The following is a 23,293-nucleotide window of genomic DNA, read 5'->3' on the forward strand; positions in this document are numbered from 1 at the left end:
GTGGGTCGTGTTCGAGCGGCCAGGAGGTCAGGGGCGCCGCCCCTGCGCGAAGGCGCCGCACGCCGCGTCCGCCGCGGCCCGTCCCTTCGCCCGCCGACCCCTCCTGGAGGTCCGCATGACCACGCCCACGCTCGCGCCGCCCGCCGTCCCGGCCCGCCGGGTGAGCCTCGCGCTCGACCCCCTCACCCACGCCGAACTCGAACGCGCCGCCGGGCACCGCGACGTCGCGTCCTACCTGTGCACCCTCGCCGGGCGCTACGCCCGCTGGTCGGAGCTGCGCGAGTGGCTCACCCAGATCGAGGCCGTCTACGGCCCGCTGCCGCCCGAGGCGGTCGAACGCGTCCACCGCCAGATGCTGGGGCTGCCCCGCCGCGGCGACCACCCCCGCACCGTCTCCGTGGCCTTCAGCGACTCCGAGTTCGCCGCGCTGAGCAGGGCCGCCGGCGACCGCCCGGTGGCCGCCTACCTGCGCGACCTGCTGGCCGACCTGCTGGGCCCCGAGCGCACCGATCCGGCCGGCCCCCGCGCGGCCGAGCCCGGCGCCGCGGCCGACGAGCGCGCCGGCGACCACCCCGCGTCCGCCGACCGCGGCTCACCGGACGGCGGCTCGCCCGGCCGGCCCGGCACGGCCGGGTAGCGCCGCGGGCCTGCGCCCCACCGGAGTGCTCCGCCGGCGGCCGCGTCCCGGCCGTCCGGCGGGGCCGCCCGAACGCCTCAGTGCGTGGCCGCCAGCGAACGCGCGTAGTTCACCGACTGCATCACCTGCATCACCGTCTGCGGGCTGCGCGCCGGCACCATCGTCGAGTGGAACACCCCGTTGCCCTGCACGGTGACCTGCACCGAACCCTGGGTCTTCTCCTCCTTCATGAGCAGGAAGAGCAGACCCAGCAGCCCCAGGCCGCACGCCCAGATGAAGATCACCAGGCTGATCACCGTCAGCACGACCCCCGTGGTCGACACGCCCGTGGTGGTGTGGGTCATGTCCGAGGCGTTCCAGGTGCTGCCCTTGATCGGGAACCGCCCGGCGGGCGTGATCACCGTGGTCTGGGTGATCGAGATGTCGCCGATGGTGGTGAGGATGGCCTCGCTCTCGGGAACGGGAGCGTACGGAGCCTGGTAACCCCCGGTCTGCTGGTTGTAGGGCACCATCGCCCCGGAGGAGTAGTCGCCGGCGGGGTAGCCGCCGGAGGGCGTCCCGGGCTGGGCGTAGGGGTCGCCCTGCGGGTACTGCTGGTAGGGGTCGCCGGAGCCCGGCGGGGGTTCGGGATAGCTCATAGCACCTGATTCTCGCAAAGGCGGGGGTGCGGCGGTACTTGCTTGGACGCCGCTCCGGCGTGGCCGGGGCCGCACCGGCGGCCCGGCACCGGCCCGCACCCGCACCGTCTGTCAGGATGAAGCCGCGACGGCGCGAAGGAACGCGGTGCGAATCCGCGGCTGTCCCGCAACTGTCACGGTCCGCGCAGCCTATCGGCGCCGACCCCAGCCAGGAACTTCCGCCGCCGTACCTGTCCAGTGCCGGGGCGAGGACCCCGCTTCTGCGAACGAAGGGCCCGCACGTGGCGACCATTCTGCTGCTGTCCACCGCCGACACCGAGCTGCTGGCCGCGCGGGCGGCCGGGGCCGGCTACCGCACCGCCAACCCCGCCCGCACCGACCCCGCCGACCTCCCCGGCCTCCTCGCGGGCGCCGACCTCGCCGTGGTGCGGATCCTGGGCGGCAGCGAGTCCTGGCCCGGGGGCCTGGAGCGGCTGCGCGCCTCGGGCGTTCCGCTGGTCGCCCTGGGCGGCGAGGCCGCCCTCGACGCCGAGATGCTCGCGCTGTCCACCGTCCCGGCGGGTGTGGCCACCGAGGCCCACGCCTACCTGCGCGAGGGCGGCGTGGCCAACCTCCGCGAACTCGCCCGCTTCCTCTCCGACACCGTGCTGCTGACCGGCGAGGGGTTCGCCCCGCCCGAGCCCATGCCCGAGTACGGCGTGCACGAGCGGGCCGCCCGCGCCGAACCCGGAGCCGACCGCCCCACGGTCGCCGTGGTCTTCTACCGGGCGCACGAACTCTCCGGCAACACCGCGTTCGTCGACACCCTGTGCGCGGCGATCGAGGACGCCGGCGGCGCGGCCCTGCCGGTGTTCTCCGGCTCGCTGCGCGGGCTCACCCGCGCCACCACCCCCGGCCTGTTCGCGCTGCTGGACTCCGCCGACGCCGTGGTCACCACCGTGCTGGCCGCCGGCGGCGCCGTCGCGGCCAACGCCTCCGGCGGCGGCGACGAAGACGCCTGGGACGCCGGCGCGCTCGCCGCCCTGGACGTCCCCGTCATCCAGGGCCTGGTCCTGACCACCGGCCGGGAGCGCTGGCAGGCCTCCGACGCCGCCCTGACCCCCATGGACGCCGGCATGCAGGTGGCCATCCCCGAGTTCGACGGCCGTCTCATCAGCGTGCCGTTCTCCTTCAAGGAGGTCGCCGACGACAGCGGCATCCCCGTCTACGTCGCCGACCCCGAACGCGCCGCCCGCGTCGCCGGGATCGCCGTGCGCCACGCCCGCCTGCGCTCGGTGCCGCCCGAGCGCAGGCGCCTGGGGGTGCTGCTGTCGGCCTACCCCACCAAGCACTCCCGGGTGGGCAACGCCGTGGGCCTGGACACCCCCGCCTCGGCCGTGCGCCTCCTGCGCGACCTCGCCGCCCGCGGCTACGACCTCGGCCCCGACGACTCCCTGTGGCGCCCGCCTGCCGCAGGCGAGGACCGCCGCGAGGACGACGGCGACCCCCTCATCCACGCCCTGATCAGCGCCGGCGGCCACGACGTGGAGTGGCTGACCGAGGAGCAGTTGGCCGCCGCCACCACCCGGGTGCCGCTGCGCGACTACCAGCGCTGGTTCGGCGCCCTGCCCGCACCGCTGCGCGACTCCGTCCGCCGGCACTGGGGCGAGCCGCCCGGCGGCCTCTACGTCGACGACTCCCGGGGCGAACCCGAGATCGTGCTGGCCGGGCTGCGGTTCGGCAACCTGGTCCTGATGATCCAGCCGCCGCGCGGCTTCGGCGAGAACCCCATCGCCATCTACCACGACCCCGACCTCCCGCCCTCCCACCACTACCTGGCGGCCTACCGCTGGCTGGAGGCGCCCCCCGACTCCGGCGGGTTCGGCGCCGACGCCCTGGTCCACCTGGGCAAGCACGGCACTTTGGAGTGGCTGCCCGGCAAGGGCCTGGGCCTGGCCGCCGAGGACGCACCCGACGCCGCGCTGGGCAACATCCCCCTCGTCTACCCCTTCATCGTCAACGACCCCGGCGAGGGCACCCAGGCCAAGCGGCGCGCCCACGCCACCGTGGTCGACCACCTGGTCCCGCCCATGGCGCGCGCCGACACCTACGGCGACATCGCCAAACTGGAGCAGTTGCTGGACGAGTACGCGCTGGTCACCGACCTCGACCCCGACAAGGCCCCCGCACTGCGCGCCCAGATCTGGACCTTGATCAAGGCCGCCGAACTCCACCACGACCTCCACCGCGAGGACATGCCCGGCGAGGACGAGTTCGACGACTTCGTCATGCACGTCGACGGCTACCTCTGCGAGATCAAGGACGTGCAGATCCGCGACGGCCTGCACGTCCTGGGCCGCGCCCCCGAGGGCGAGGCCCGCGTCAACCTGGTCATGGCCGTGCTGCGCGCCGCGCAGGTGTGGGGCGGCAGGGTCGGGGCGCTGCCCGGCCTGCGCGCGGTGGTCGCCGGGGCGTTCGGCCTGGACGAGAAGCACCTGCTGGCCGAACCCGGTGCCCGCGTACCGGTGCCGGCGGCGCTGACCGCGCTGGTCGAGGGCCCGGCCCGCACCGCCTCCGACGCCCTCGACCTGGTCGACACCCTGGCCCGGCGCATGGTCGAGGCCATGGAGGACCGCGCCTGGGCGCCCGAGGCGGCCGGCGCCGTGGCGGCCGAGGCCCTGGGCCCGGACTGCCCGTCCGACCCCCTCCGCCGCGCCGCCGACGTCCTGCGCTTCGCCGCCGAGCAGGTGGTGCCGCGCCTGGCCGCCACCTCCGGCGAACTCGACGCCGTGCTGCACGCCCTCGACGGCGGCCACGTCCCGGCCGGGCCGTCGGGCTCGCCCACCCGCGGCCTGGTCAACGTGCTGCCCACCGGCCGCAACTTCTACTCCGTCGACCCCAAGGCCGTGCCCTCGCGCAACTCCTGGGAGGTCGGCCAGGCCCTCGCCGACTCCCTCATCCGCCGCCACCTGGACGACACCGGCGCCTACCCCCGCTCGGTGGGCCTCACCGTGTGGGGCACCGCCGCCATGCGCACCCAGGGCGACGACATCGCCGAGGTCCTGGCCCTGCTGGGGGTGCGCCCCACCTGGGACGACGCCTCCCGCCGCGTCACCGGCCTCGAGATCGTGCCCCTGGCCGAACTGGGCCGGCCGCGCATCGACGTCACCCTGCGCATCTCCGGTTTCTTCCGCGACGCCTTCCCGCACGTCATCGGGATGGTCGACGACGCCGTCCGGGCGGTCGCCGACCTCGACGAACCCGCCGACCAGAACTACCCGCGCGCCCACGCGCTGGCCGACCTCGCCGACCACGGCGACTGGCGGCGCGCCACCACCCGCGTCTTCGGCTCCAAGCCCGGCGCCTACGGCGCGGGCCTGCTGCCGCTGATCGACGCCCGCAACTGGCGCGACGACGCCGACCTCGCCGAGGTCTACGCGGTATGGGGCGGCTACGCCTACGGCCGCGGGCTCGACGGCCGCGAGGCCCGCGCCGACATGGAGGCGTCGTTCCGGCGCATCTCGGTGGCCGCCAAGAACCAGGACACCCGTGAGCACGACATCGTGGACTCCGACGACTACTTCCAGTACCACGGCGGCATGGTGGCCATGGTGCGCCGGCTCACCGGCGGCAACCCCGCCGCCTACATCGGCGACTCCGCGGCGCCCGACCAGGTCAAGACCCGCACCCTGGCCGAGGAGACCCGGCGGGTCTTCCGCGCCCGCGTGGTCAACCCCCGGTGGATCGCGGCGATGCGCCGGCACGGCTACAAGGGCGCCTTCGAACTCGCCGCCACCGTCGACTACCTCTTCGGCTACGACGCCACGGCCGGAGTCGTGGACGACTGGATGTACACCCGGCTGGCCGAGACCTACGTGTTCGACCCCGAGAACCGCGCCTTCCTGGAGCGCTCCAACCCCTGGGCGCTGCGCGGCATCGCCGAGCGCCTGCTGGAGGCCGCCGACCGCAAGCTGTGGGAGCGCCCCGACCCCCGGGTGGTCGAGCGGCTGCGCGACACCTACCTCGCGCTGGAGGGCGACCTGGAGGACGACGACTGACCGCGCGGCGGGGCCGGGGCGGCGGGGCGCACCGCTCCGGGCACCGGCCCCGCCCGCCCCAACGCGGCGTACCCCGGAATGTGACCGCCGAATGTGTGCCGGCCACGCCCGCGCTGGTAGTTTTGGTGGTAGCCGCGATGGGACGGGAGGTCGGTGCCATGCCGGTGTGGGTCCTCTGGATGATCGCGGCGGCCCTCCTCGGAGCGGCCGAGATCTTCACACTCACGCTCTCCCTGGGCCTGCTCGCCGTGGCCGCGCTGGTGGCCGGCGTGGTCGGCGCCCTCGGCATGGGCCCGGCCCTGCAGATCGCCGCGTTCGTCGTCACCGCCGCCGCGGCCCTGCTGGTGGTGCGGCCCATCGCGCGGCGCCACCTCACCCAGCCCCCGCCGCTGCGGTCGGGCACCGCCGCGCTGGTGGGCCGCTCGGGCGTGGTCGTCTCCGAGGTCACCGGCGAGCACGGCCTCATCAAGATCTCCGGCGAGGAGTGGTCGGCCCGCTGCATCGACGAGGACCAGGTGATCCCCGCCGGCACCAGGGTCGACGTCATGGACATCGAAGGCGCCACCGCGATCGTCTACCCCCGGGAGGCCCTGCCGTGACCCCGGCGCCGGCCTCCCGCGCGCCGGACCGGGGCGCCGAAACCGGCTGGAGGCAGCCATGGCATTGAACATCCTGTTCGCCGCCGTCGCGGTGCTGGTGGTCCTCGCGGTGGTCTCGACCGTGCGGATCGTGCCGCAGGCGCGCGCCTACAACATCGAGCGGTTCGGCCGCTACATGCGCACCCTGCAGCCGGGCCTGAACTTCATCATCCCGGTGGTCGACCGCGTCAACACCAAGTACGACCTGCGCGAGCAGGTGTTCTCCTCGCGGCCCAAGCCGGTGATCACCGAGGACAACCTGGTCGTCAACATCGACACCGTGCTCTACTACCAGATCACCGACCCCCGCGCCGCCGCCTACGAGGTCGCCGACTACCTCCAGGCCATTGACCAGCTCACCGTCACCACGCTGCGCAACGTGATCGGCGGCATGGACCTGGAGCGCACGCTCACCTCCCGCGAGGAGATCAACACCCGGCTGCGCGGCGTGCTCGACGACGCCACCGGCAAGTGGGGCATCCGCGTCAACCGGGTCGAGATCAAGGCCATCGACCCGCCGCCCTCCATCAAGGAGGCCATGGAGAAGCAGATGCGCGCCGAGCGCGACAAGCGCGCGGTGATCCTGCACGCCGAAGGCGAGCGCCAGTCGCGCATCCTCACCGCCGAGGGCGCCCGCCAGCAGGCCATCCTGGAGGCCCAGGGCGAGCAGCAGGCACGCATCCTGCGCGCCGACGGCGAGGCCCAGGCCATCGAGCGGGTGTTCCAGGCGGTGCACGCCAACAACGCCGACCCCAAGCTGCTGGCCTACAAGTACCTGGAGGTCCTGCCGTCGCTGGCCAAGGGCGAGGGCAACACCTTCTGGGTCATCCCCGGCGAGCTGAGCCAGGCCGTGCAGAGCGTCACCAAGGCGTTCTCCGGCGACACCGGCGCCGAGGCGCCGCGCCCGGCCGCCGACGAGTCCGGCGAGCAGCAGCCCACGCCCGAGATCACCTCGGGCCCCGCGCGCGACGACGCCCTGCGCGCCGCCGACCACGCCGCCGAGATCGCCGCCGAGGCGGTGGCCAGCGCCCGCAAGGAGGCCGAGGCCGCGGCCCGGCCGCCCGGCGCCGTGCCCGACCAGCGCGGCCGCGAGGAGTAGCGGCGCGGCCGCGCGGCCGCCCGTCAGTCCAGCAGCAGCTTGCCGGTGGTGCGCCGCCCGGCGAGGTCCTCGTGGGCGCGGGCGGCCTCGGCCAGCGGGTAGCGCCCGCCCACCCGCACCCGCAGCGCTCCGGCGGCCACCAGCCCCAGCACGTCGGAGGCCCGCTCCAGCAGCTCCTCGCGCTCGGCGACGTAGTGCGCCAGCGTGGGCCGGGTGAGGAACACCGAGCCCGCGGAGTTCAGCCGCTGCGGGTCCACCGGCGGCACCGCGCCGCTGGCCTGCCCGAACAGCGCCAGCACGCCGCGCGGGCGCAGCGACGCCAGGCTGGCGTCGAACGTGGCCGCACCCACCCCGTCGTAGACCGCGGCCACGCCCGCGCCGCCGGTCAGCTCCCGCACCGCGGGGGCGACCTCGGTCCGGTCGTAGCGGATGACCTCGTCGGCGCCGGCGGCCCGGGCGAGGTCGGCCTTGGCGTCGGTCGAGACCGTGGCGATCACCCGGGCGCGGCGCGCCTTGGCCAGCTGCACCAGCAGCAGGCCGGTGCCGCCCGCCGCGGCGTGCACCAGCACCGTGTCGCCCGGCTGCACCGGGTAGGTGGAGTGCGTGAGGTAGTGGGCGGTCAGCCCCTGCAGCAGCACGGCCGCCGCCTGCTCGGCGCCGACCCCGTCGGGCACCGGCACCAGCCGGTCGGCGGGCACCACGGCGCGCTCGGCGTAGGCGCCGGGCACCATCGCCCAGGCCACCCGGGCGCCCACGCGCGGGCCGTCGACCCCCTCGCCCAGCGTGGCCACGGTCCCGGCCGCCTCGACGCCGGGCACGAAGGGGGTGGGCACGGCGTAGGCGCCGCTGCGCTGGTAGATGTCGATGAAGTTGACACCGCGTGCCTCGACGTCCACCACGACCTCGCCGGGGCCCGGCTCCGGGTCGGGGGCCTCGGTCAGCCGGAGCACCTCGGGGCCGCCCGGCTCCTTGACGACGACAGCGCGCATCGCGGTTCCTCTCACTCGGTGGGGCGGCGCGGCGGCGGCCGCGCCTTTGGGGTGGCGGGGGTGGTAGGGCCGGCGGGGTGGGGCGCGGCGGTCAGGCGCCGTCGTCGGGCGACTCCTCCGAGGCGTCCACCTCGGGGTCGCCCAGGCGCTGCACCTCGACCCGGTGGAACCCGACCTCGGGGACGTTGGTCTCGTTGCCGCGCCGCTTGACCGTGATGCCGGTCTGGCGGGGCGGCTGCTCGGTGGCGTCGTCGGGCAGCGGGTCGGCGTCCGTGGCCTCTAGGACGTGCTCGCCGTTGACCCACATGTTGATCTCGATCGCGCCGGAGCCGTCGGGCTCGCAGGTCATGGTGACCGTGTTGACGACCGGGTCGCCGCCCTCACCACTGCCGTCCTCGCCCTCCGCGGGGACGTAGCCGGGCACGTCGCCGGTGGAGGCCAGGGCGGAGTCGCCGGCGTCGCCCCCGTAGCGGCGGATCTGGGCGTCGGCGCCGTCGAACCGCACGAGCGCCTCGTAGTGGGTGGTCACGTCGTCGTCGGAGACCTGGTGGTAGCAGCGGGTGCCGAACTCGCTGTAGGGCTCGCCGGCGACGATCTCGGCCTCGGCCTCCACGCGGACGGCCTCGGGCATCACGCCGTCGTAGGGCACGAACGCGCCGATGCTGGCGTCGTCGTTGTAGGGCTCCACCCGCAGGATCAGCCCGTGGTCGGGGTGGATGCCGTACTCCAGGTACTCGTTCTCGGGGTCGTAGGCGTCAAAGCCCCAGGTGTCGGACTGGAAGTCGGTCTCGTAGATCTGCGTGCCCTCGGGCGGCCCGCTGCTGAGCAGGACGGCGCCCAGGGCGACGCCCGCGACCAGTACGACCACGCCCGCCGCCGCGCCGACGATCAGGCGGGTGCGGGGCCGACCGGAGGAGGGCCCCGGTCCGGGCGGTGTCGTGCCGGGGCCGCCCGGACCGCCGGGGCCGCCCATCGGCGGCTGCGGGCCGGAGGGCAGGCCGTGCCCCGGCTGGGGCCCCGAGGGCATGCCGTGGCCGGGCTGCGGACCGGACGGGAACCCGTGCCCGGGCGCCTGCGGACCGGACGGAGCACCGTGCCCCGCCCACGGGGTGTGCCCCGGCCACGGGCCGTGCGGCTGCTGGTGCACGCCCGGCGGAGGCGTGAAGGCGGCCGGCTCGCCGGCCGGGGGCGGACCGTAGCCCGGACCCCCGGGCGGGGGCGGCTGCGCGCCGGAGGCGCCCCAGGCGGGCTCCGGCGGGGCCTGCGGACCGGAGTCGGGCCGCCCGGTCCCGCCGGAGGGCCGCGTGGGCGGGGCCGGTTCGGCCGTCTCGGGCGGCAGCGCGCGCGTGGGGCCGGCGCCGGGCGGCTCGGCGGGGACGGTGGGCGCGTTGCCGGAGTCCGCCCCCGGCACGGCGCCGGCGGCCGCAGCCGCGCCCGCGGCGCCCAGGGCGGCCGCGCCCGCGGCGCCCGCGAGGTCGCCCGGACCGGGCCGCGCGGTGGAGGGCGGGGTCCAGGACCGCACGACCGTGCGGTCCACGGTGGTCTCGGCCGGGTTCTCCTGGCCCACCAGCGTGTTCAGCAGTTCCTGGGCGGTGGGCCGGTTGGCGGGGTCCTTGTCCAGCGCGGAGCGCACGAGGTCGGTGACGCCGGGCTCCAGGCCCTCCAGGTCGGCCGGCGCGGCGCTGATGAGGTGCAGGATCGCCGGGACGGTCTGGGCGTTGAAGGGCGCCTTGCCGGTGCCGGCGTAGGTGACCAGGCAGCCCCAGGAGAAGATGTCGGAGGCGGGCGTGATGTCGCCGCCCGCGATCAGCTCCGGCGCGAGGTAGGCCGGGGTGCCCATGAGCTGGCTGGAGCGGGTGACCGCGCCCTCGTCGTCCATGGCGCGCGCGATGCCGAAGTCGATCACCTTGGGGCCCACCGCCGACAGCAGCACGTTGGCCGGCTTGAGGTCGCGGTGGATCACCCCCGCGCGGTGGATGGCGGTCAGCGCCGCGGCCACGCCCATGGCCAGGCTCTCCAGGGTGCCGCCGCGCATGGGGCCGTCGGTGGCGACGGCCTCGGCGAGGTTGGGGCCGGGCACGTACTCGGAGACGATGAACAGCGGGTCGCCGTCGAGGCGGGCGTCGAGCACGCCGGCGGTGGAGAAGCGGGCCACCCGGCGGGCGGCCTCGACCTCGCGTGCGAAGCGCCGCCGGAAGTCGGGGTCGTCGGCGAGGTCGGGGTGGATCAGCTTGACGGCCACGAGCCGGTCCGCGGTGTCCTTGGCGAGGTAGACGGTGCCCATGCCGCCCCGCCCGAGTCTGCCCTCGATGCGGTAGTCGCCGAGCTGGTGCGGGTCGCCGGTGCGAAGGGGTTTCACGCGCTCGTGCCCGTTGTCCGTCACAGTGCCAAGTTCCTTTGAAGGGGGTGGTTCGCGCTCATAGCGTACAGAGACCCGGTGGGGGCCGATCGGCGGCGATCGCGGGAGGAGCGCCGGGGTCGGGCGGGGCTGGCGGAAAGTGCTCCGATTTTAGACACGGTGCGCGGCGTCCTGGTTCCCCCGCGTTCGAAAGATCCGCTAGTCTTAGTACAGACGTTCGAAGACGCCTGTCCTTCCCCGCAGGCCGCGTTCGCGCACCGCGCCGTACCAGCCGAGGGGAGAGCCGCCACGTGGGCCACGTCTACGGAGTCCCGATCACGGTCACCGAACACCAGGGGCGCCCGGTGCGCTTCGTATGGGACCGACGCGTCTACACCGTCCGGCACATCGTCGACCACTGGATCACCCTGCGCGCCGACTGGGCCCCCGCCCACCACGACCAGCCGCCCCAGCGCGTCCACTGGCGGGTCGAGGCCGGTTCCGCCGGCGCGCCGGGCGTCTACGAACTCCTGCACGACTCCGGCTCGGGGCAGTGGCTGCTGGCCCGGGTCCTCGACTGACACCTGTCCACCCGTCTCTTGCGGCCCGGGCGCCCCCGCCACCGCCCCGCGCCCGGCGCCGGCTACTCGCTCCGGCGGGTTCGCACCGCCGCGATCAGCCGCTCCTCGGCGTCGGCGCCCGGGCCCACCCGCGGCAGCCGCCACAGGAACACCGCGCCGACCAGCCACCAGCCGCCCACGATCACCCACTCATAGGGCCACACCAGCGCCGCCGGCATGCCCGGCAGGTACAGCACGCCCAGGCCCAGCGACAGCACCAGCGCCGCCACGCCCACCGCGGTGCCCGCCGGGGTGCGAAACGGCCGCTCCATGGCGGGTTCGCGCCGGCGCAGCACCAGGAAGGAGAGCACGACCGTCACGTAGGCCACCACGATGTTGATGCCGCCGGCGTCCACCAGCCACACCAGCATGGGGCGGCCGAACACCGGCGCGATCACCGACAGCCCGCCGATGAACAGCACCGCGTTCCCGGGAGTGCGGAATCTCGGGTGCACGCGGCCGAACCACGCCGGGATCATCTCCGAGCGCGCCATGGCGTAGAGCAGCCGGCTGCCGCCGATCAGGAACGCGTTCCAGCTCGTCAGGATCCCCGCGATCCCGCCCAGCACCAGCACGTTGCCCAGCGCCTGGCTGTCCCACAGCGCCGCCATGGAGTCCGCCGAGGCCAGTTCGGAGTCCAGCAGCTGCGCCGGCGACAGCCCCGCGCTGACCGTCAGCATGATCATGATGTACCAGGCCGCCGCGCACCCCACCGACACCACCAGCAGCCAGCCCACCTGCCGGTAGGGGATCTTGATCTCGCTCGCCGACTGCGGCACCACGTCGAACCCCACGAACAGGAACGGCACCGCCACCAGCACCCCCATGAGCCCGGGCACGCCGCCGGCGAACAGCGGCTGCATGTTCTGGGCCGACCCGCCGGTGAACGCCCCCAGCAGCAGCACGGCGCCCGAGGCCAGCAGGAACAGCACCGCGATCGTCTGGAAGACCGACGCCGGCCGGATTCCGACGTAGTTGAGCGCGGTGATCGCCACCGCCGCCACCGCGCCCACCGCCACCCAGCTCGCGTAGACGTCGTAGTCGGCCACCGTCCACAGGTACCCCGCCCGCATGTCGGGCAGCAGGTAGAGCACGGTGTGCGGCAGCGCCACCGCCTCGAACGCCACCACCGAGACATAGCCGAGCACCATCGCCCACGACGCCACGAACGCGCCCCGGCCGCCCAGCGCCCGCAGCGCGTAGTGGTGCTCGCCGCCCGCGTGCGGCATGGCCGAGATGAGCTCGGCGTAGGTGAGCCCCACGAGCGCGATGATCGCCCCGCCGATCACGAACGCCAGCGCCGATCCCAGGCTGCCCGCGCCGTCGATGAACTCGCCCGTGAGCACGATCCAGCCGAAGCCGATCATCGCGCCGAACGCCAGCGCCAGGACGTCCCCGCGCCCCAGCACCCGCAGGAATTCGCTGTTGGCCGCCACTGTCCGCGCCTTCCTCTTCGGGAACAGAGAGGTGATCAGCAATTGAAGTCACGGACGCGGTGCAGGGGCAATGAGCTGCGTATTGAGGGTTCGTTTCGACATAAGGACGCTTTTATGACAAAAGTCGGTTCTGGGGTTTCACCGAGTGTTCTGTCCGTTCGCCGGCGCGCCGCGTCCGCACAGCGGCGGGCGGCGCTTGCCGAACCCCGTGGCGCGCTCGAACGCGTGCGCCACCTCCAGCACCCGCCGCTCGGCCAGGTGCGGGCCCACGATCTGCACGCCCACCGGAAGTCCCTCGGGGGTGAACCCGCCCGGCACCGACACCGCCGGGCAGGCCGTCACCGTGATGTGGGAGCACGACCGCATCCAGTCCAGGTAGGTCTCCTGCACCACGCCGTCGATGTCGGGCGGGTACTCCAGGCCGGCGTCGAACGGCACCACCTGGCTCACCGGCAGCACCAGCACGTCGTAGCGCTCGAAGAACCGCCGCATCCGGTGGTAGATCCGGGTGTGCAGCACCTCGGCGCGCCCCACGTCGGCGCCGCTGAGCGCGCGGCCCTGCTCGATGTTCCACACCAGGCTCGGCTTGAGCCGGTCGCGCGCGGAGTCCAGCAGCCCGCCCAGCGACACCTCGAACGCCCACGCCCGCAGCGTGCGGAACACCTCGTCGGCGTCGCGGAGGTCGGGGGAGTCCTCGGCCACCACGCAGCCCAGGTCCGCCAGCACCCGCGGCACCGGGGCGAGCGCCTCCACCACGGCCCGCTCGCACACCGCCGCCCCGCCCAGGTCGGGGGTCCAGGCCACCCGCAGACCGCGCAGGTCGCGCTCCAGCGGCTCGGCGAACCCCGCACCCGGCTCGGGCACCGCGATCGGGCTGCGCGGGTCGGGCCCGGCCATCACCGACAGCAGCAGCGCGGCGTCGGCCACCTCCCGCGCCATGGGCCCCTGCACGCCCAGCGTCGACCACCCCAGCGGGGCGGGGTGGCGGGGCACCCGCCCCGGCGAGGGCCGCAGCCCCACCACGTTGTTGAACGCCGCCGGGTTGCGCAGCGACCCGCCCATGTCCGAGCCGTCGCACAGCGGGTGCATGCCGGCCGCCAGCGCGGCGGCGGCCCCGCCGCTGCTGCCCCCGGCCGACCGGGTCAGGTCGTAGGGGTTGCGCGTCAGCCCGAACACCGGGTTGAACGTGTGCGAGCCCGCCGAGAACTCCGGGGTGTTGGTCTTGCCCACGGTGATCGCGCCCGCCGCGCGCATCCGCTCCACCACCAGTTCGTCGCGCCGGGGCACGTTGCCGGCGAACAGCGGCGAACCGAACGTCGTGCGCACCCCGGCGGTCTCGTGGGCGTCCTTGTGCGCGACCGGCAGCCCGTGCAGCGGCCCCACCTCGGCGCCCGAGGCCAGCCGCTCGTCGGCGGCCGCCGCCTCGTCCATGGCCCGCTCGGCGCACAGCGTCACCACCGCGTTGACCCTCGGGTTCACCGCCTCGATCCGCGCCAGGTGCGCGCCCACCACCTCGCGGGCCGACACCTCCCGCGCGCGCAGCATCCGCGCCAGGTCGCGGGCGGAGCGGTAGGTGATCTCCTCGTCCACGGCCGGTGCCCTCCTCGACTCATCGCCCCGTCGGCGCGGCCATCCCACCCCACCGGCCCGGCCGCGCGCAAGGCGGCGCCCTCACCGTCCCCCGCCTGCCCCGGCACCCCCCGCGCCCCGGGGCGACTGCGGTGCGGGCGCGCGGAGGCCGGTGTGAGACGCTGGTGCGCGGTGCCCCGATCGCGGCGCACGCCCCGGTTCGTCCAGGGCCCGCCGCGACAGCAGGAACCCGGTGCGAATCCGGGACGGACCCGCCACTGTGACCAGGAAGCGACCCCGCCACGCACGCCACTGCCGGACCCCGGTGGGAAGGCGGCGGGGGAGCGGCGATCTGGAAGCCAGGAGACTGCGCGGCACCGCGACCGACCCCTGTGGGCGTGGACTCCCGAGGAAGGACTGACCCGCGTGAGCGCTCCTGCTCGCTATCCCTTCAGCGCGGTCGTCGGCATGGCCGACCTCAAGCTGGCGCTGCTGCTCAACGCCGTGTCGCCGGCCGTGGGCGGCGTGCTGGTCCGCGGCGAGAAGGGCACCGCCAAGTCGACCGTGGTGCGCGCCCTGGCGGCGCTGCTGCCCTCCATCGCCGTGGTCGAGGGCTGCCGCTTCGCCTGCGACCCCGCCGCCCCCGACCCCGGCTGCCCCGACGGCCCCCACGTCCCCGGCGCGGCCCCGGCCGAGCGCCCCGCCCGGCTCGTGGAGCTGCCGGTGGGCGCCAGCGAGGACCGGCTGGTCGGCGCGCTCGACCTGGAGCGCGCGCTCACCGAGGGGGTCAGGGCGTTCGAGCCCGGCCTGCTCGCCGACGCCCACCGCGGCCTCCTCTACGTCGACGAGGTCAACCTGCTGCACGACCACCTCGTCGACCTGCTGCTGGACGCCGCCGCCATGGGCACCTCCCATGTCGAGCGCGAAGGCGTGTCTGTGCGCCACGCGGCGCGCTTCCTGCTCGTGGGCACCATGAACCCCGAGGAGGGCGAACTCCGCCCGCAGCTGCTGGACCGCTTCGGCCTCACCGTCGAGGTCGCCGCCACCCGCGACCCCGCCCAGCGGGCCGAGGTCGTGCGCCGCCGGCTGGCCTTCGAGGCCGATCCCGGCTCCTTCGCCGCCGCCTACGCCGACGACGAAGCCGACCTCGCCGAACGCATCCGCGCCGCCCGCGAGCGCCTGCCCGGCGTGGTGCTCACCGACGCCGCGCTGCGCCAGGTCACCGCCGTGTGCGCGGCCTTCGACGTCGACGGCCTGCGCGCCGACATCGTCACCGCCCGCGCCGCCATGGCGCTGGCCGCCTGGCGCGGCCACGGCGAGGTCGGCTCCGACGACGTCCGCGACGCCGCCCGCCTGGCCCTGCCGCACCGGCGCCGCCGCGACCCCTTCGACGCCCCCGACCTCGACGAGGACCGCCTGCGCGAGGCGCTGGAGCAGGCGGAGCAGGCGGGTGAGCCCGACCCAAAAGGCCCTGATGAGGACCCCCCGGAGCCCCCGGAGGGTCCCCCACCCGCGGACCCCGGCGCCCCCGAGCCGCCTGCGTCAGCCGAGGGCGCGGACGGCCCGGAGGGCCCCGCCGAGCCCGAGGGGACCGGCACCTCCGATCCCGCACCGGGCGGGGCGGGCACCGACCCGGCCGACGACCGCCCCGGTGCCCAGGACGACCCCCCGGCCGACGGGTCCGGCCCCGCGTCGGAGGGCCCGGCCGCCGAACCGGGCGAGCCCTACCGTCCGCGCCTGCTGCGCCTCACCGGGGTGGGCCACGGCGCGCCCGGCCGCCGCTCCCGCGCCGAGACCCCCCACGGCCGCACCTCCGGCGCCCGCCCGCCCGCGCGGCGCGTGGGCGCCCTGCACCTGGGCGCCACCCTGCGCGCCGCCGCGCCCTACCAGCGCGCCCGCGGACGCAGCGGTCCGGGACTGGTGCTGCGCCCGGGCGACCTGCGCGAGGCCGTCCGCGAGGGCCGCGAGGGCAACCTCGTGCTGTTCTGCGTGGACGCCAGCGGCTCCATGGCCGCCCGGCAGCGCATGCGCGCCGTCAAGGGCGCGGTCCTGAGCCTCCTCCTGGACGCCTACCAGCGGCGCGACAAGGTCGGCCTGGTCACCTTCCGGGGCCGCGCCGCCGAGGTCGCACTGCCGCCCACGTCGTCGGTCGAGGCCGGGGCCCGCCGCCTGCGCGAGCTGCGCACCGGCGGCCGCACCCCGCTGGCGGCCGGCCTGGCGCGCGCGGCCGAGGTGCTGCGCGTCGAGCGGCTGCGCGACCCCGCCCGCCGCCCGCTGCTGGTCGTGGTCACCGACGGCCGCGCCACGCACGGCGGGCTCGACACCGCCCTGCGCGCCGCCGCCGGGATCGGCGCGCGCGGCGTGCACAGCGTCGTCGTGGACTGCGAGTCCGGCCCGGTTCGCCTCGGGCTGGCCGACCGCCTGGCCGCCGCCCTGGACGGCGAGTCCGTGCGCCTGGAGGAGTTGGCCGCCGACGCGCTGACCGGCCTGGTTCGCGGCACCCGCCGCGCCGCCTGACACCCGCCCGCCGTCCGCGCCGACAGCCCCGACAGCGCCGTCCGTGCGGGCGCCCCGCCGCCGTCCGCCGCGCCCCACGGCGACCGATCCCGCCACCGACCCGACCACCGACCCACTCAGGAGGCCGCCCATGCCGCAGGGCAGACCCACCCACGTGCCCGACGACGGGCTCACCACCCGCCAGCGCCGCAACCGCCCGCTGCTGATGGTGCACACCGGCCCCGGCAAGGGGAAGTCCACCGCCGCGTTCGGGCTGGCCGCCCGCGCGTGGGCGCAGGGCTGGGACATCGGCGTGTTCCAGTTCGTGAAGTCGGCCAAGTGGCGCATCGGCGAGGAACGCGCCCTGCGGGTGCTGGGGGAGTCCGGCGAGGGCGGCCGGGTGCACTGGAACAAGATGGGCGAGGGCTGGTCGTGGATCCAGCGCCCGGGCACCGAGGCCGACCACGCCGCCGACGCGGCCGAGGGCTGGCGGCAGATCAAACGCGACCTGGCCGCCGAGACCTACGGGCTGTACGTGCTGGACGAGTTCACCTATCCCCTGAAGTGGGGATGGGTCGACGTCGAGGACGTGGTCGCCACCCTCGCCGACCGCCCGGGCCGCCAGCACGTGGTGATCACCGGCCGCGACGCCCACCCCCGCCTCCTGGAGGCCGCCGACCTCGTCACCGAGATGACCAAGGTCAAGCACCCCATGGACGCCGGGCAGAAGGGCCAGCGCGGGATCGAGTGGTAGGCCCGGCCGGGCGCGCCCGGCCCGTACCCGGGCCCGCCGCCGCCGGGGGGCGGCCCCGCTCAGCGGGTGCCGGGTCCCAGGCCGGTCAGGTCGGCGGGGATGAGGCTGTACACAGCGAGGTCGGTGCGGCCCCGGTGCAGCGGCATCGCGTTGCGCTCGGTGCCCTCGTAGACGAAGCCCGCCTTCTCGGCCACGCGCCGGGAGGCGGTGTTGCCCGTGGCCGCCTTCAGCTCCACCCGCTGGAACCGCTGGTCGCGCAGCGCCCAGTGCGCCACGGCGACGGCCGCCTCGGTGGCCAGGCCGCGGCCGCGCGCCGCGGGGGACAGCCAGTAGCCGACCTCCGTGGTGGCGGCCCGCCACATCGTGCGCGTCAGGCCGACCGCCCCGCAGTAGCCGCCCGTCGCGGTCTCCACGATCGCCCACTGCTGGCCGTCGCCGGCGGCGCGGGACTCCGGCGCCGCCACCAGGCACCAGTGCTCGGCGTCGGCGCGGGTGTAGGGCCTGCCCGGGCGCGGCAGCGGCAGCCAGCGCTGGAGTTCGGGGTCGGTGGCGGCCCGGTGCACGGGATCGATGTCGTCGCGCGTGTGCGCCCGCAGGGTGAGGCGTTCGGTGTGCAGCACGACCAGCGGCATCGTCCGGGGTTCACGGGGTGGGGTCATCGGCAGGCGCTCCCGGCGGGGGCACGGCGCACAGCGGAGCGGGCCCAGCCACCGGCGGGCGCCCGGACCAGTGCGGATACGGGTAGGAACCGGCTCAAATTTTCCCACGCCCGAGATGTCCGCCGCCAACCGGTCCGCCGCCCGGAGGCCGCCGCACCTCCCGCCGGACGTCCGGGGCGGCGGGCCCTCCCGGCGGCGCGTCCGCGCCGGCGCCGCCGTGCCGGAGCACGATCCCGTGCCGGATCTCCAGGCGCTCGGCGGCGATGAGGCACGGCACGGGCTCGCGGCCGCGGCCTCCCGCGCCGTCGGCGCGCGGAAGACCGGGTCGTGGAAGGCCGCCGGGCACGTGAGGAAGGCGGGCCCGTGGAAGACGGGTTCCAGGCCGTGGTGGCAGGTGAGGTCGCCACCCGCTTCCATCGGCTCCTCTCCTCCTCGGCTCACGGGCCCAGCAGCCGCGCGGCCTCCTCCGGGGTGGCCGGGTCGGGCGCGTCCTCGGGCAGCAGGCCGGCCCGGCGCAGGGCGCGGGCGGCCGTGGGCGCCCACGCCGGGCGCAGCCGGGCCGCCGCCGGCACGTCGGGGTCGGCGAGCACCTCGCGCGCCGGCCCCTCCGCCAGCACCGCGCGGTCCAGCAGCAGCACCCGCTCGGCCCACCGGTAGGCGAGGTCGACGTCGTGCGTGGCCATCACCAGGGTTGTGCCGTGCGCGCGCAGCCCCTCCAGCGTCGCCAGCAGCGACTCCACCCCCTGCGGGTCCAGCCCGGCCGTGGGCTCGTCCAGCAGCAGCACCGACGGCCGCATGGCCAGCGCGCCCGCCAGCACGACCCGCTTGCGCTGGCCGTAGGACAGCAGGTGCGTGGGCCGCTCGGCCAGCGCGGTGATCCCCAGCGCCTCCAGCGCCCAGTCCACCCGCTCGCCCGCCGCCGCGGCGTCCAGCCCCAGGTTCAGCGGTCCAAAGGAGACGTCCTGGCGCACGCTGGCCGAGAAGAGCTGGTCGTCGGGGTCCTGGAAGACCAGCTGCACCCGGCGGCGCAGCCCGGCCAGCGCGCGCCGGCCCCGCCCCACCGGTTCGCCGTCCACCCGGACCTCCCCGGCATCGGGGGAGAGGCTGCCCGCCAGCAGGCGCAGCAGCGTGGTCTTTCCCCCGCCGTTGGGTCCCAGCACCGCAACCGTGCTCCGCGCCGGGACCGCCGCGTCCAGGCCGGTGAACACCGGGCCGGAGTCGGGGTAGCCGAACACCAGGCCGCACGCGGCCAGCGCCGGCGCGCCGGAGTCCCGCGCCGCCCCCGTCACAGGGCCGCGCCCAGCGCCGACGGACCCAGCGCCACCGCCGCCACCAGCAGCGCCGGCGCGGCGGCCGCCGCCAGCGCCGCCGGGCGCAGCGGGGTCTCCTCCACCAGCACGGTGAGCGCGCCGGTGTAGCCCCGGCACTCCAGCCCGCGCTGGAGGCGCCGGGAGCGGTCGTAGGAGCGCACGAACAGCGCCGCGCCCAGCGCGCCCGCCGACCGGATCCACGGCCGCCACCCGCTGTAGCCCAACCGGGCCGCCTGCGCGGCCTGGATCCGCCGCACGCCCTCCAGCGCCACGAACAGCATCCGGTAGACGAGCGCCACCACCTCGACCACCGGTTCGGGCACACCGGCGCGTGTCAGACGCGGCAGGACCTCGGCCAGCGGCGTGGTGCACGCGAACCCCACCTGGCAGCACACGGCGGCGGCGGCGCGCCCGGCGACCTCGGCGGCGCGCGCCCCGCCGTCGGCGGCCATGGCCACCGCGCCCCCGGGACCGCCGACGCTGACCAGCAGCGCCGCCGCGCCGGTGAGGACGAACAGCAGCGGCCCCCACACGGCCCCCGCGTAGGCGCGCGGCGCCACCCGCGCCGGGCCGAGCACCGCGCCCACCGCGGCCGCGGCCGCCAGGGGAGCGGCCGGCCAGGCCGGCAGCACGAGCGCGCACACCAGCAGCCCGCCGAACAGGACGCCCTTGACAGCGGGGTGGAGCCGCCGCCACGGGCTCCGGTAGGCCGCGGCGTCGATCGCCGGCATCGCGCCTACCGCGCGGCCCCGCCGCGCTTCGCCCCGGGCCCGCCGCCCGGCGCGGACGCCTCGGCGGCCCGGGTGCCGGGCGCACCGGAGCGCTCCAGCCTGCGGCGGGTGCGCAGCACGCCGAAGCAGTAGCCGATGATCCCGGCGCCGATGGCCGCCTGCAGCGCGAACAGGCCCGACTCGATCTCGCTGGACGGCGCCTCGTAGACCGGGGTGAACCAGGGCTCGTAGTCGGGGTCGATCCGCTGGACGGCCTCCTCGGCCTCGGCGTCGGCGCCCGGGAACGGCTCGGGCAGGTGGTCGGCGGCGCCGATCAGCACGGGAAGCACGGCGATGGCCGCCGCGGCGGCGATCAGCAGCCAGGTCGTCAGGGTCCGGGGCATGCTCAACCCGCCTTCTCGTCGGTCCGGGGCGCCGCCGCGGGCGCGGGCTCGGGGGCGCGCAGCACGCCCAGCCGCCGCAGGTCCTCGCGGCCGACCGTGCTGAGCAGCCGCACGATCACCACGGTCACCAGGCCCTCGATGACGGCGAGCGGAATCTGGGTGACCGAGAAGACCGCTGCGAAGGCGGCGAAGGCGCCGAGGAACCCGCCGGCGGGGTCGGGGTGGGCGAGCGCCAGCTGCGCGCTGGTCACGGTGTAGGCGCTCATACTGGCCAGGGCCGAGGCGAAGAAGACGCCCAGGCCAAGCGCCGTGGTCTCGGGCAGGGACCGGGTGAGCGCGCGCACCGCCTTGTAGGCGCCGTAGGCCACCCAGGGCCCGACCACCGCCATGGAGAACACGTTGGCGCCCAGGGTGGTCAGCCCGCCGTGGGCCAGCAGCAAGGACTGGAACAGCAGGGTGACCGTGCCCAGGGCGGCCATGACGGGCGGGCGGAACAGCACCGCGCCCAGGCCGACGCCGGTGGGGTGGGAGCAGCTGCCGGTGACCGAGGGGATCTTCAGCGCGGACATGGCGAAGCAGAACGCGCCCGAGGCGCCCAGCAGCAGCTTGGCGTCGGGATCGGCGCGTACGGCGAGCGTCATCGAGCGGATTCCGTGGGCGACGAAGGGAGCGGCGGCGGCGGTCCAGGCGGCGGCGTGCTGCCATGGCAGGAAGCCTTCGGCGATATGCATGAGGGGGGACCCATCCTCCAGCACGTCGTGGACGGTCGGCACGCCTGGCCGGCGCCTCCGGGCTCGCGGATCACCGCCCGCCGCCGGCCGTCCCGGGCGCGGCCGCGCGGACGCTCCCGGTGGCATGTCGCCGACCCGCCGCCGGCTGCGGTGGGTCGGGGCGTTGGGCTCCCCGTTCGCGGTGGGCGGGGGCGCGCCGGTGCGGACCGGGTCCCCGAACACCACGGCTTCCTGAAGGTACGGCGTAGGCGGTACGACCGCAATGGCGGACACAGAGCGACAAACAGTATGCCCAGGCCGAAGCCGGGCACACCGCTTGTGTACCCTGACCGGGCGCCGATCGACCCCGCGGCCCGCCCGCGCACCCGCGTCGACCCGCACTCCTCAACCCCTGCCGACCCCGGAGACCGCCGTGCCCCGACCGCCCCGAGCGCTGCCGCCCGCCCGCGGCGCGGTCGAGCCCGCGGCGCGGGTGGACCGGGCGGGGCGGCACGTCGCGCGGGGCGGATCCGGCGGCGGCCACGGGACCTGCCACAGCGGCACTCCCGCCCCGCGTACCGAGTCCCGCCCGCGGCCCGTGCCCCGGCCCCACGCGGCCCCGGCTCCCGGCCCCGTCCCGCCCTCCCGTCCCGGCGACGGCCTCCGGCCCGCCGCCGCGGATGCGGAAATGCGCGCCGGCGCGGTCCGCGCACGGGCCGATGAGGAGCGTCCGATTGCCGGCCGCGGGCCTGTCCGCAACCCCGTCTCCAGGAACCTCGGGGCGGTTTTGTCCGAGGCTGGTACGCGAGTCCCGAACGCCGCACCCGCGTCCCGCCCCGGAGACGGCGACGGGTGCTGCCGCGCGGGCCGCGCATGCTCCTGTTCCGCACCGCCGGTGGGGGGCCGCGCCCGGGTCCACAATGCCGCGCACGGCTCCGCGACCGCCCCTCGCCCGGGAGGCCGGCGGGGGGAAGGCCGGGGGGAAGGCGCGTGCCGTCTCCGGTGCGGCGGCCACGCGCGTTCCGGCGCGGCGGCCCTCCTTCCGCGCACCCGGGGCGGTGCCGGTGTCGGCTGAAGCCGGAGAGCGCGCCGACGACGTGGACCTGCGCCACCACGGCGACGCCGAGGTCGGCCCCGGGCTGCTCGACTTCGCCGTGAACGTGCGCGCCGGCACGCCCCCCGCCTGGCTGGCCGAGCGCGTCTCCGCCTCCCTGGCCGACCTCGCCGCCTACCCCGACCCCCGCCCCGCGCGCGCCGCCGTCGCCCGCCGCCACGGGCGCGACCCGGACGGCGTGCTGCTGACCGCCGGCGCCGCCGAGGCGTTCGTGCTGCTCGCCCGCGTACTGCGCCCCCGCCGCGCCGTGGTGGTGCACCCCCAGTTCACCGAGCCCGAGGCCGCCCTGCGCGCCGCCGGGCACTTCGTCGAGCGCGTCCTGCTGCCCCCGCCCCGCTTCGCCCTCGACCCCGCCGCCGTCCCCGCCGACGCCGACCTCGTCATGGTGGGCAACCCCACCAACCCGACCTCGGTCCTCCACCCCGCCGCCGTCCTCGCCGCCCTCGCCCGGCCCGGCCGCACCCTCGTGGTGGACGAGGCGTTCGCCGACTGCGTGCCCGGCGAACCCGAGTCGCTGGCCGGGCGCGCCGACCTGCCCGGCCTCGTCGTTGTGCGCAGCCTCACCAAGACCTGGGGTCTGGCCGGCCTGCGCGCCGGCTACCTGCTGGCCGACCCCGCCCTGGTCGCGCGGCTGGCCGACGCCCAGCCCCTGTGGTCGGTCTCCACCCCCGCCCTGGCCGCCACCGCCGCCTGCTGCGAACCCCGCGCCCTGGCCGAGGCCGACGCCTGGGCCCGGCGCCTGGCCGCCGACCGCGCCGCCCTCGCCCGCGGCCTCGCCGCCGCCGGACTGCACGTCACACCGGGCGCCGCGGCCTCCTTCCTGCTGGTCCGCGCCGACGGGGGAGAGGCGCTGCGGCAGCGGCTGCGCGCCGCCGGGATCGCGGTGCGGCGCGGCGACACCTTCCCCGGACTCGGCCCCGACTGGCTGCGCGTGGCGGTCCGGGACCGCCGGACCGCTCTCCGGCTGACGCGAACTCTGGCAGAGTTGCGCTTGGGATCGCCCCGCGGTGACGCCGCACCGAAGTGAGGATGGCGATGTCCGTGTGTTCACTGACGACCACCGCCGGCGGGCCGCACCGCCGGTGTGCCCTGGGGGGACGACCGGCGGGTGCGGTGCGCGAGGCCGGCTGCCCCG

18 protein-coding genes and 2 riboswitches are annotated in these 23,293 nt (G+C 76.3%); of the genes, 8 read left to right on the top strand and 10 right to left on the bottom strand.

The features are described from left to right. Positions 1-115: 115 nt before the first annotated feature. Complete coding sequence (locus tag HNR12_RS23345; protein ID WP_179769573.1) at positions 116-637, top strand: hypothetical protein; 522 nt, start codon at positions 116-118, stop codon at positions 635-637. 77 nt (positions 638-714) lie between these two features. Here HNR12_RS23345 and HNR12_RS23350 read toward each other — a convergent pair whose 3' ends face one another. Then, positions 715-1,275, bottom strand: a complete 561-nt coding sequence (locus tag HNR12_RS23350; protein ID WP_179769574.1) for a hypothetical protein — start codon at positions 1,273-1,275, stop codon at positions 715-717. A 111-nt stretch (positions 1,276-1,386) separates the two neighbouring features. Further along, positions 1,387-1,512, top strand: a riboswitch (cobalamin riboswitch). Between the two features lie 44 nt (positions 1,513-1,556). Between HNR12_RS23350 and cobN the strand changes: the two genes are divergently transcribed. The 3 genes from cobN (at position 1,557) to HNR12_RS23365 (ending at position 7,049) form a co-directional block, all read left to right on the top strand. Beyond that, complete coding sequence (gene cobN / locus HNR12_RS23355) at positions 1,557-5,312, top strand: cobaltochelatase subunit CobN (protein WP_179769575.1); 3,756 nt, start codon at positions 1,557-1,559, stop codon at positions 5,310-5,312. A gap of 158 nt (positions 5,313-5,470) precedes the next feature. Next, entirely contained in the window at positions 5,471-5,911 is a 441-nt protein-coding gene (locus tag HNR12_RS23360; protein ID WP_179769576.1) for an NfeD family protein, read from the top strand. Between the two features lie 58 nt (positions 5,912-5,969). Further along, positions 5,970-7,049, top strand: a complete 1,080-nt coding sequence (locus tag HNR12_RS23365; RefSeq protein ID WP_179769577.1) for an SPFH domain-containing protein — start codon at positions 5,970-5,972, stop codon at positions 7,047-7,049. 23 nt (positions 7,050-7,072) lie between these two features. Here HNR12_RS23365 and HNR12_RS23370 read toward each other — a convergent pair whose 3' ends face one another. Together HNR12_RS23370 and HNR12_RS23375 are read right to left on the bottom strand one after the other, a co-directional pair. Beyond that, on the bottom strand, positions 7,073-8,038 hold the full coding sequence (locus HNR12_RS23370; RefSeq protein WP_179769578.1) for a quinone oxidoreductase family protein: 966 nt from the start codon (positions 8,036-8,038) through the stop codon (positions 7,073-7,075). A gap of 91 nt (positions 8,039-8,129) precedes the next feature. Further along, positions 8,130-10,421 (bottom strand): protein kinase domain-containing protein, encoded by a 2,292-nt coding sequence (locus HNR12_RS23375; RefSeq protein ID WP_179769579.1) that lies wholly within the window; start codon positions 10,419-10,421, stop codon positions 8,130-8,132. A 266-nt stretch (positions 10,422-10,687) separates the two neighbouring features. Between HNR12_RS23375 and HNR12_RS23380 the strand changes: the two genes are divergently transcribed. After that, on the top strand, positions 10,688-10,957 hold the full coding sequence (locus HNR12_RS23380) for a DUF6504 family protein (protein ID WP_179769580.1): 270 nt from the start codon (positions 10,688-10,690) through the stop codon (positions 10,955-10,957). 62 nt (positions 10,958-11,019) lie between these two features. On the opposite strand, the gene HNR12_RS23385 is transcribed toward HNR12_RS23380, so the two are convergent. Next, positions 11,020-12,432 (bottom strand): APC family permease, encoded by a 1,413-nt coding sequence (locus tag HNR12_RS23385; protein WP_179769581.1) that lies wholly within the window; start codon positions 12,430-12,432, stop codon positions 11,020-11,022. A gap of 138 nt (positions 12,433-12,570) precedes the next feature. Beyond that, positions 12,571-14,022: an amidase gene (locus tag HNR12_RS23390; RefSeq protein WP_179769582.1), complete on the bottom strand. Its 1,452-nt coding sequence runs from the start codon at positions 14,020-14,022 to the stop codon at positions 12,571-12,573. Between the two features lie 222 nt (positions 14,023-14,244). Further along, positions 14,245-14,371: riboswitch (cobalamin riboswitch) on the top strand. A 56-nt stretch (positions 14,372-14,427) separates the two neighbouring features. Between HNR12_RS23390 and HNR12_RS23395 the strand changes: the two genes are divergently transcribed. Together HNR12_RS23395 and cobO are read left to right on the top strand one after the other, a co-directional pair. Next, positions 14,428-16,518, top strand: a complete 2,091-nt coding sequence (locus HNR12_RS23395; RefSeq protein ID WP_179769583.1) for a putative cobaltochelatase — start codon at positions 14,428-14,430, stop codon at positions 16,516-16,518. A gap of 130 nt (positions 16,519-16,648) precedes the next feature. Continuing rightward, positions 16,649-17,251, top strand: a complete 603-nt coding sequence (cobO, locus tag HNR12_RS23400; RefSeq protein ID WP_179769584.1) for a cob(I)yrinic acid a,c-diamide adenosyltransferase — start codon at positions 16,649-16,651, stop codon at positions 17,249-17,251. A gap of 59 nt (positions 17,252-17,310) precedes the next feature. On the opposite strand, the gene HNR12_RS23405 is transcribed toward cobO, so the two are convergent. The 5 genes from HNR12_RS23405 to HNR12_RS23425 form a co-directional block, all read right to left on the bottom strand. Then, a complete protein-coding gene (locus HNR12_RS23405) occupies positions 17,311-17,910 on the bottom strand; it encodes a GNAT family N-acetyltransferase (RefSeq protein ID WP_179769585.1) in 600 nt (199 codons plus the stop codon). A gap of 437 nt (positions 17,911-18,347) precedes the next feature. Next, complete coding sequence (locus tag HNR12_RS23410; protein ID WP_179769586.1) at positions 18,348-19,199, bottom strand: energy-coupling factor ABC transporter ATP-binding protein; 852 nt, start codon at positions 19,197-19,199, stop codon at positions 18,348-18,350. Next, positions 19,196-19,951: a cobalt ECF transporter T component CbiQ gene (cbiQ, locus tag HNR12_RS23415; RefSeq protein WP_179769587.1), complete on the bottom strand. Its 756-nt coding sequence runs from the start codon at positions 19,949-19,951 to the stop codon at positions 19,196-19,198. Before cbiQ ends, HNR12_RS23410 begins: the two co-directional genes overlap by 4 nt. A gap of 5 nt (positions 19,952-19,956) precedes the next feature. After that, on the bottom strand, positions 19,957-20,334 hold the full coding sequence (locus HNR12_RS23420) for an energy-coupling factor ABC transporter substrate-binding protein (protein WP_179769588.1): 378 nt from the start codon (positions 20,332-20,334) through the stop codon (positions 19,957-19,959). Between the two features lie 2 nt (positions 20,335-20,336). Beyond that, positions 20,337-21,065 carry an energy-coupling factor ABC transporter permease gene (locus tag HNR12_RS23425; protein ID WP_179769589.1) on the bottom strand — a complete coding sequence of 243 codons (729 nt, stop codon included), beginning with the start codon at positions 21,063-21,065 and terminating at the stop codon, positions 20,337-20,339. A 1,043-nt stretch (positions 21,066-22,108) separates the two neighbouring features. Here HNR12_RS23425 and cobC point away from each other — a divergent pair. Beyond that, positions 22,109-23,185, top strand: a complete 1,077-nt coding sequence (cobC, locus tag HNR12_RS23430) for an Rv2231c family pyridoxal phosphate-dependent protein CobC (RefSeq protein WP_308118790.1) — start codon at positions 22,109-22,111, stop codon at positions 23,183-23,185. Positions 23,186-23,293: the final 108 nt, after the last annotated feature.

Source organism: Streptomonospora nanhaiensis (assembly GCF_013410565.1).
Lineage (GTDB): Bacteria > Actinomycetota > Actinomycetes > Streptosporangiales > Streptosporangiaceae > Streptomonospora > Streptomonospora nanhaiensis.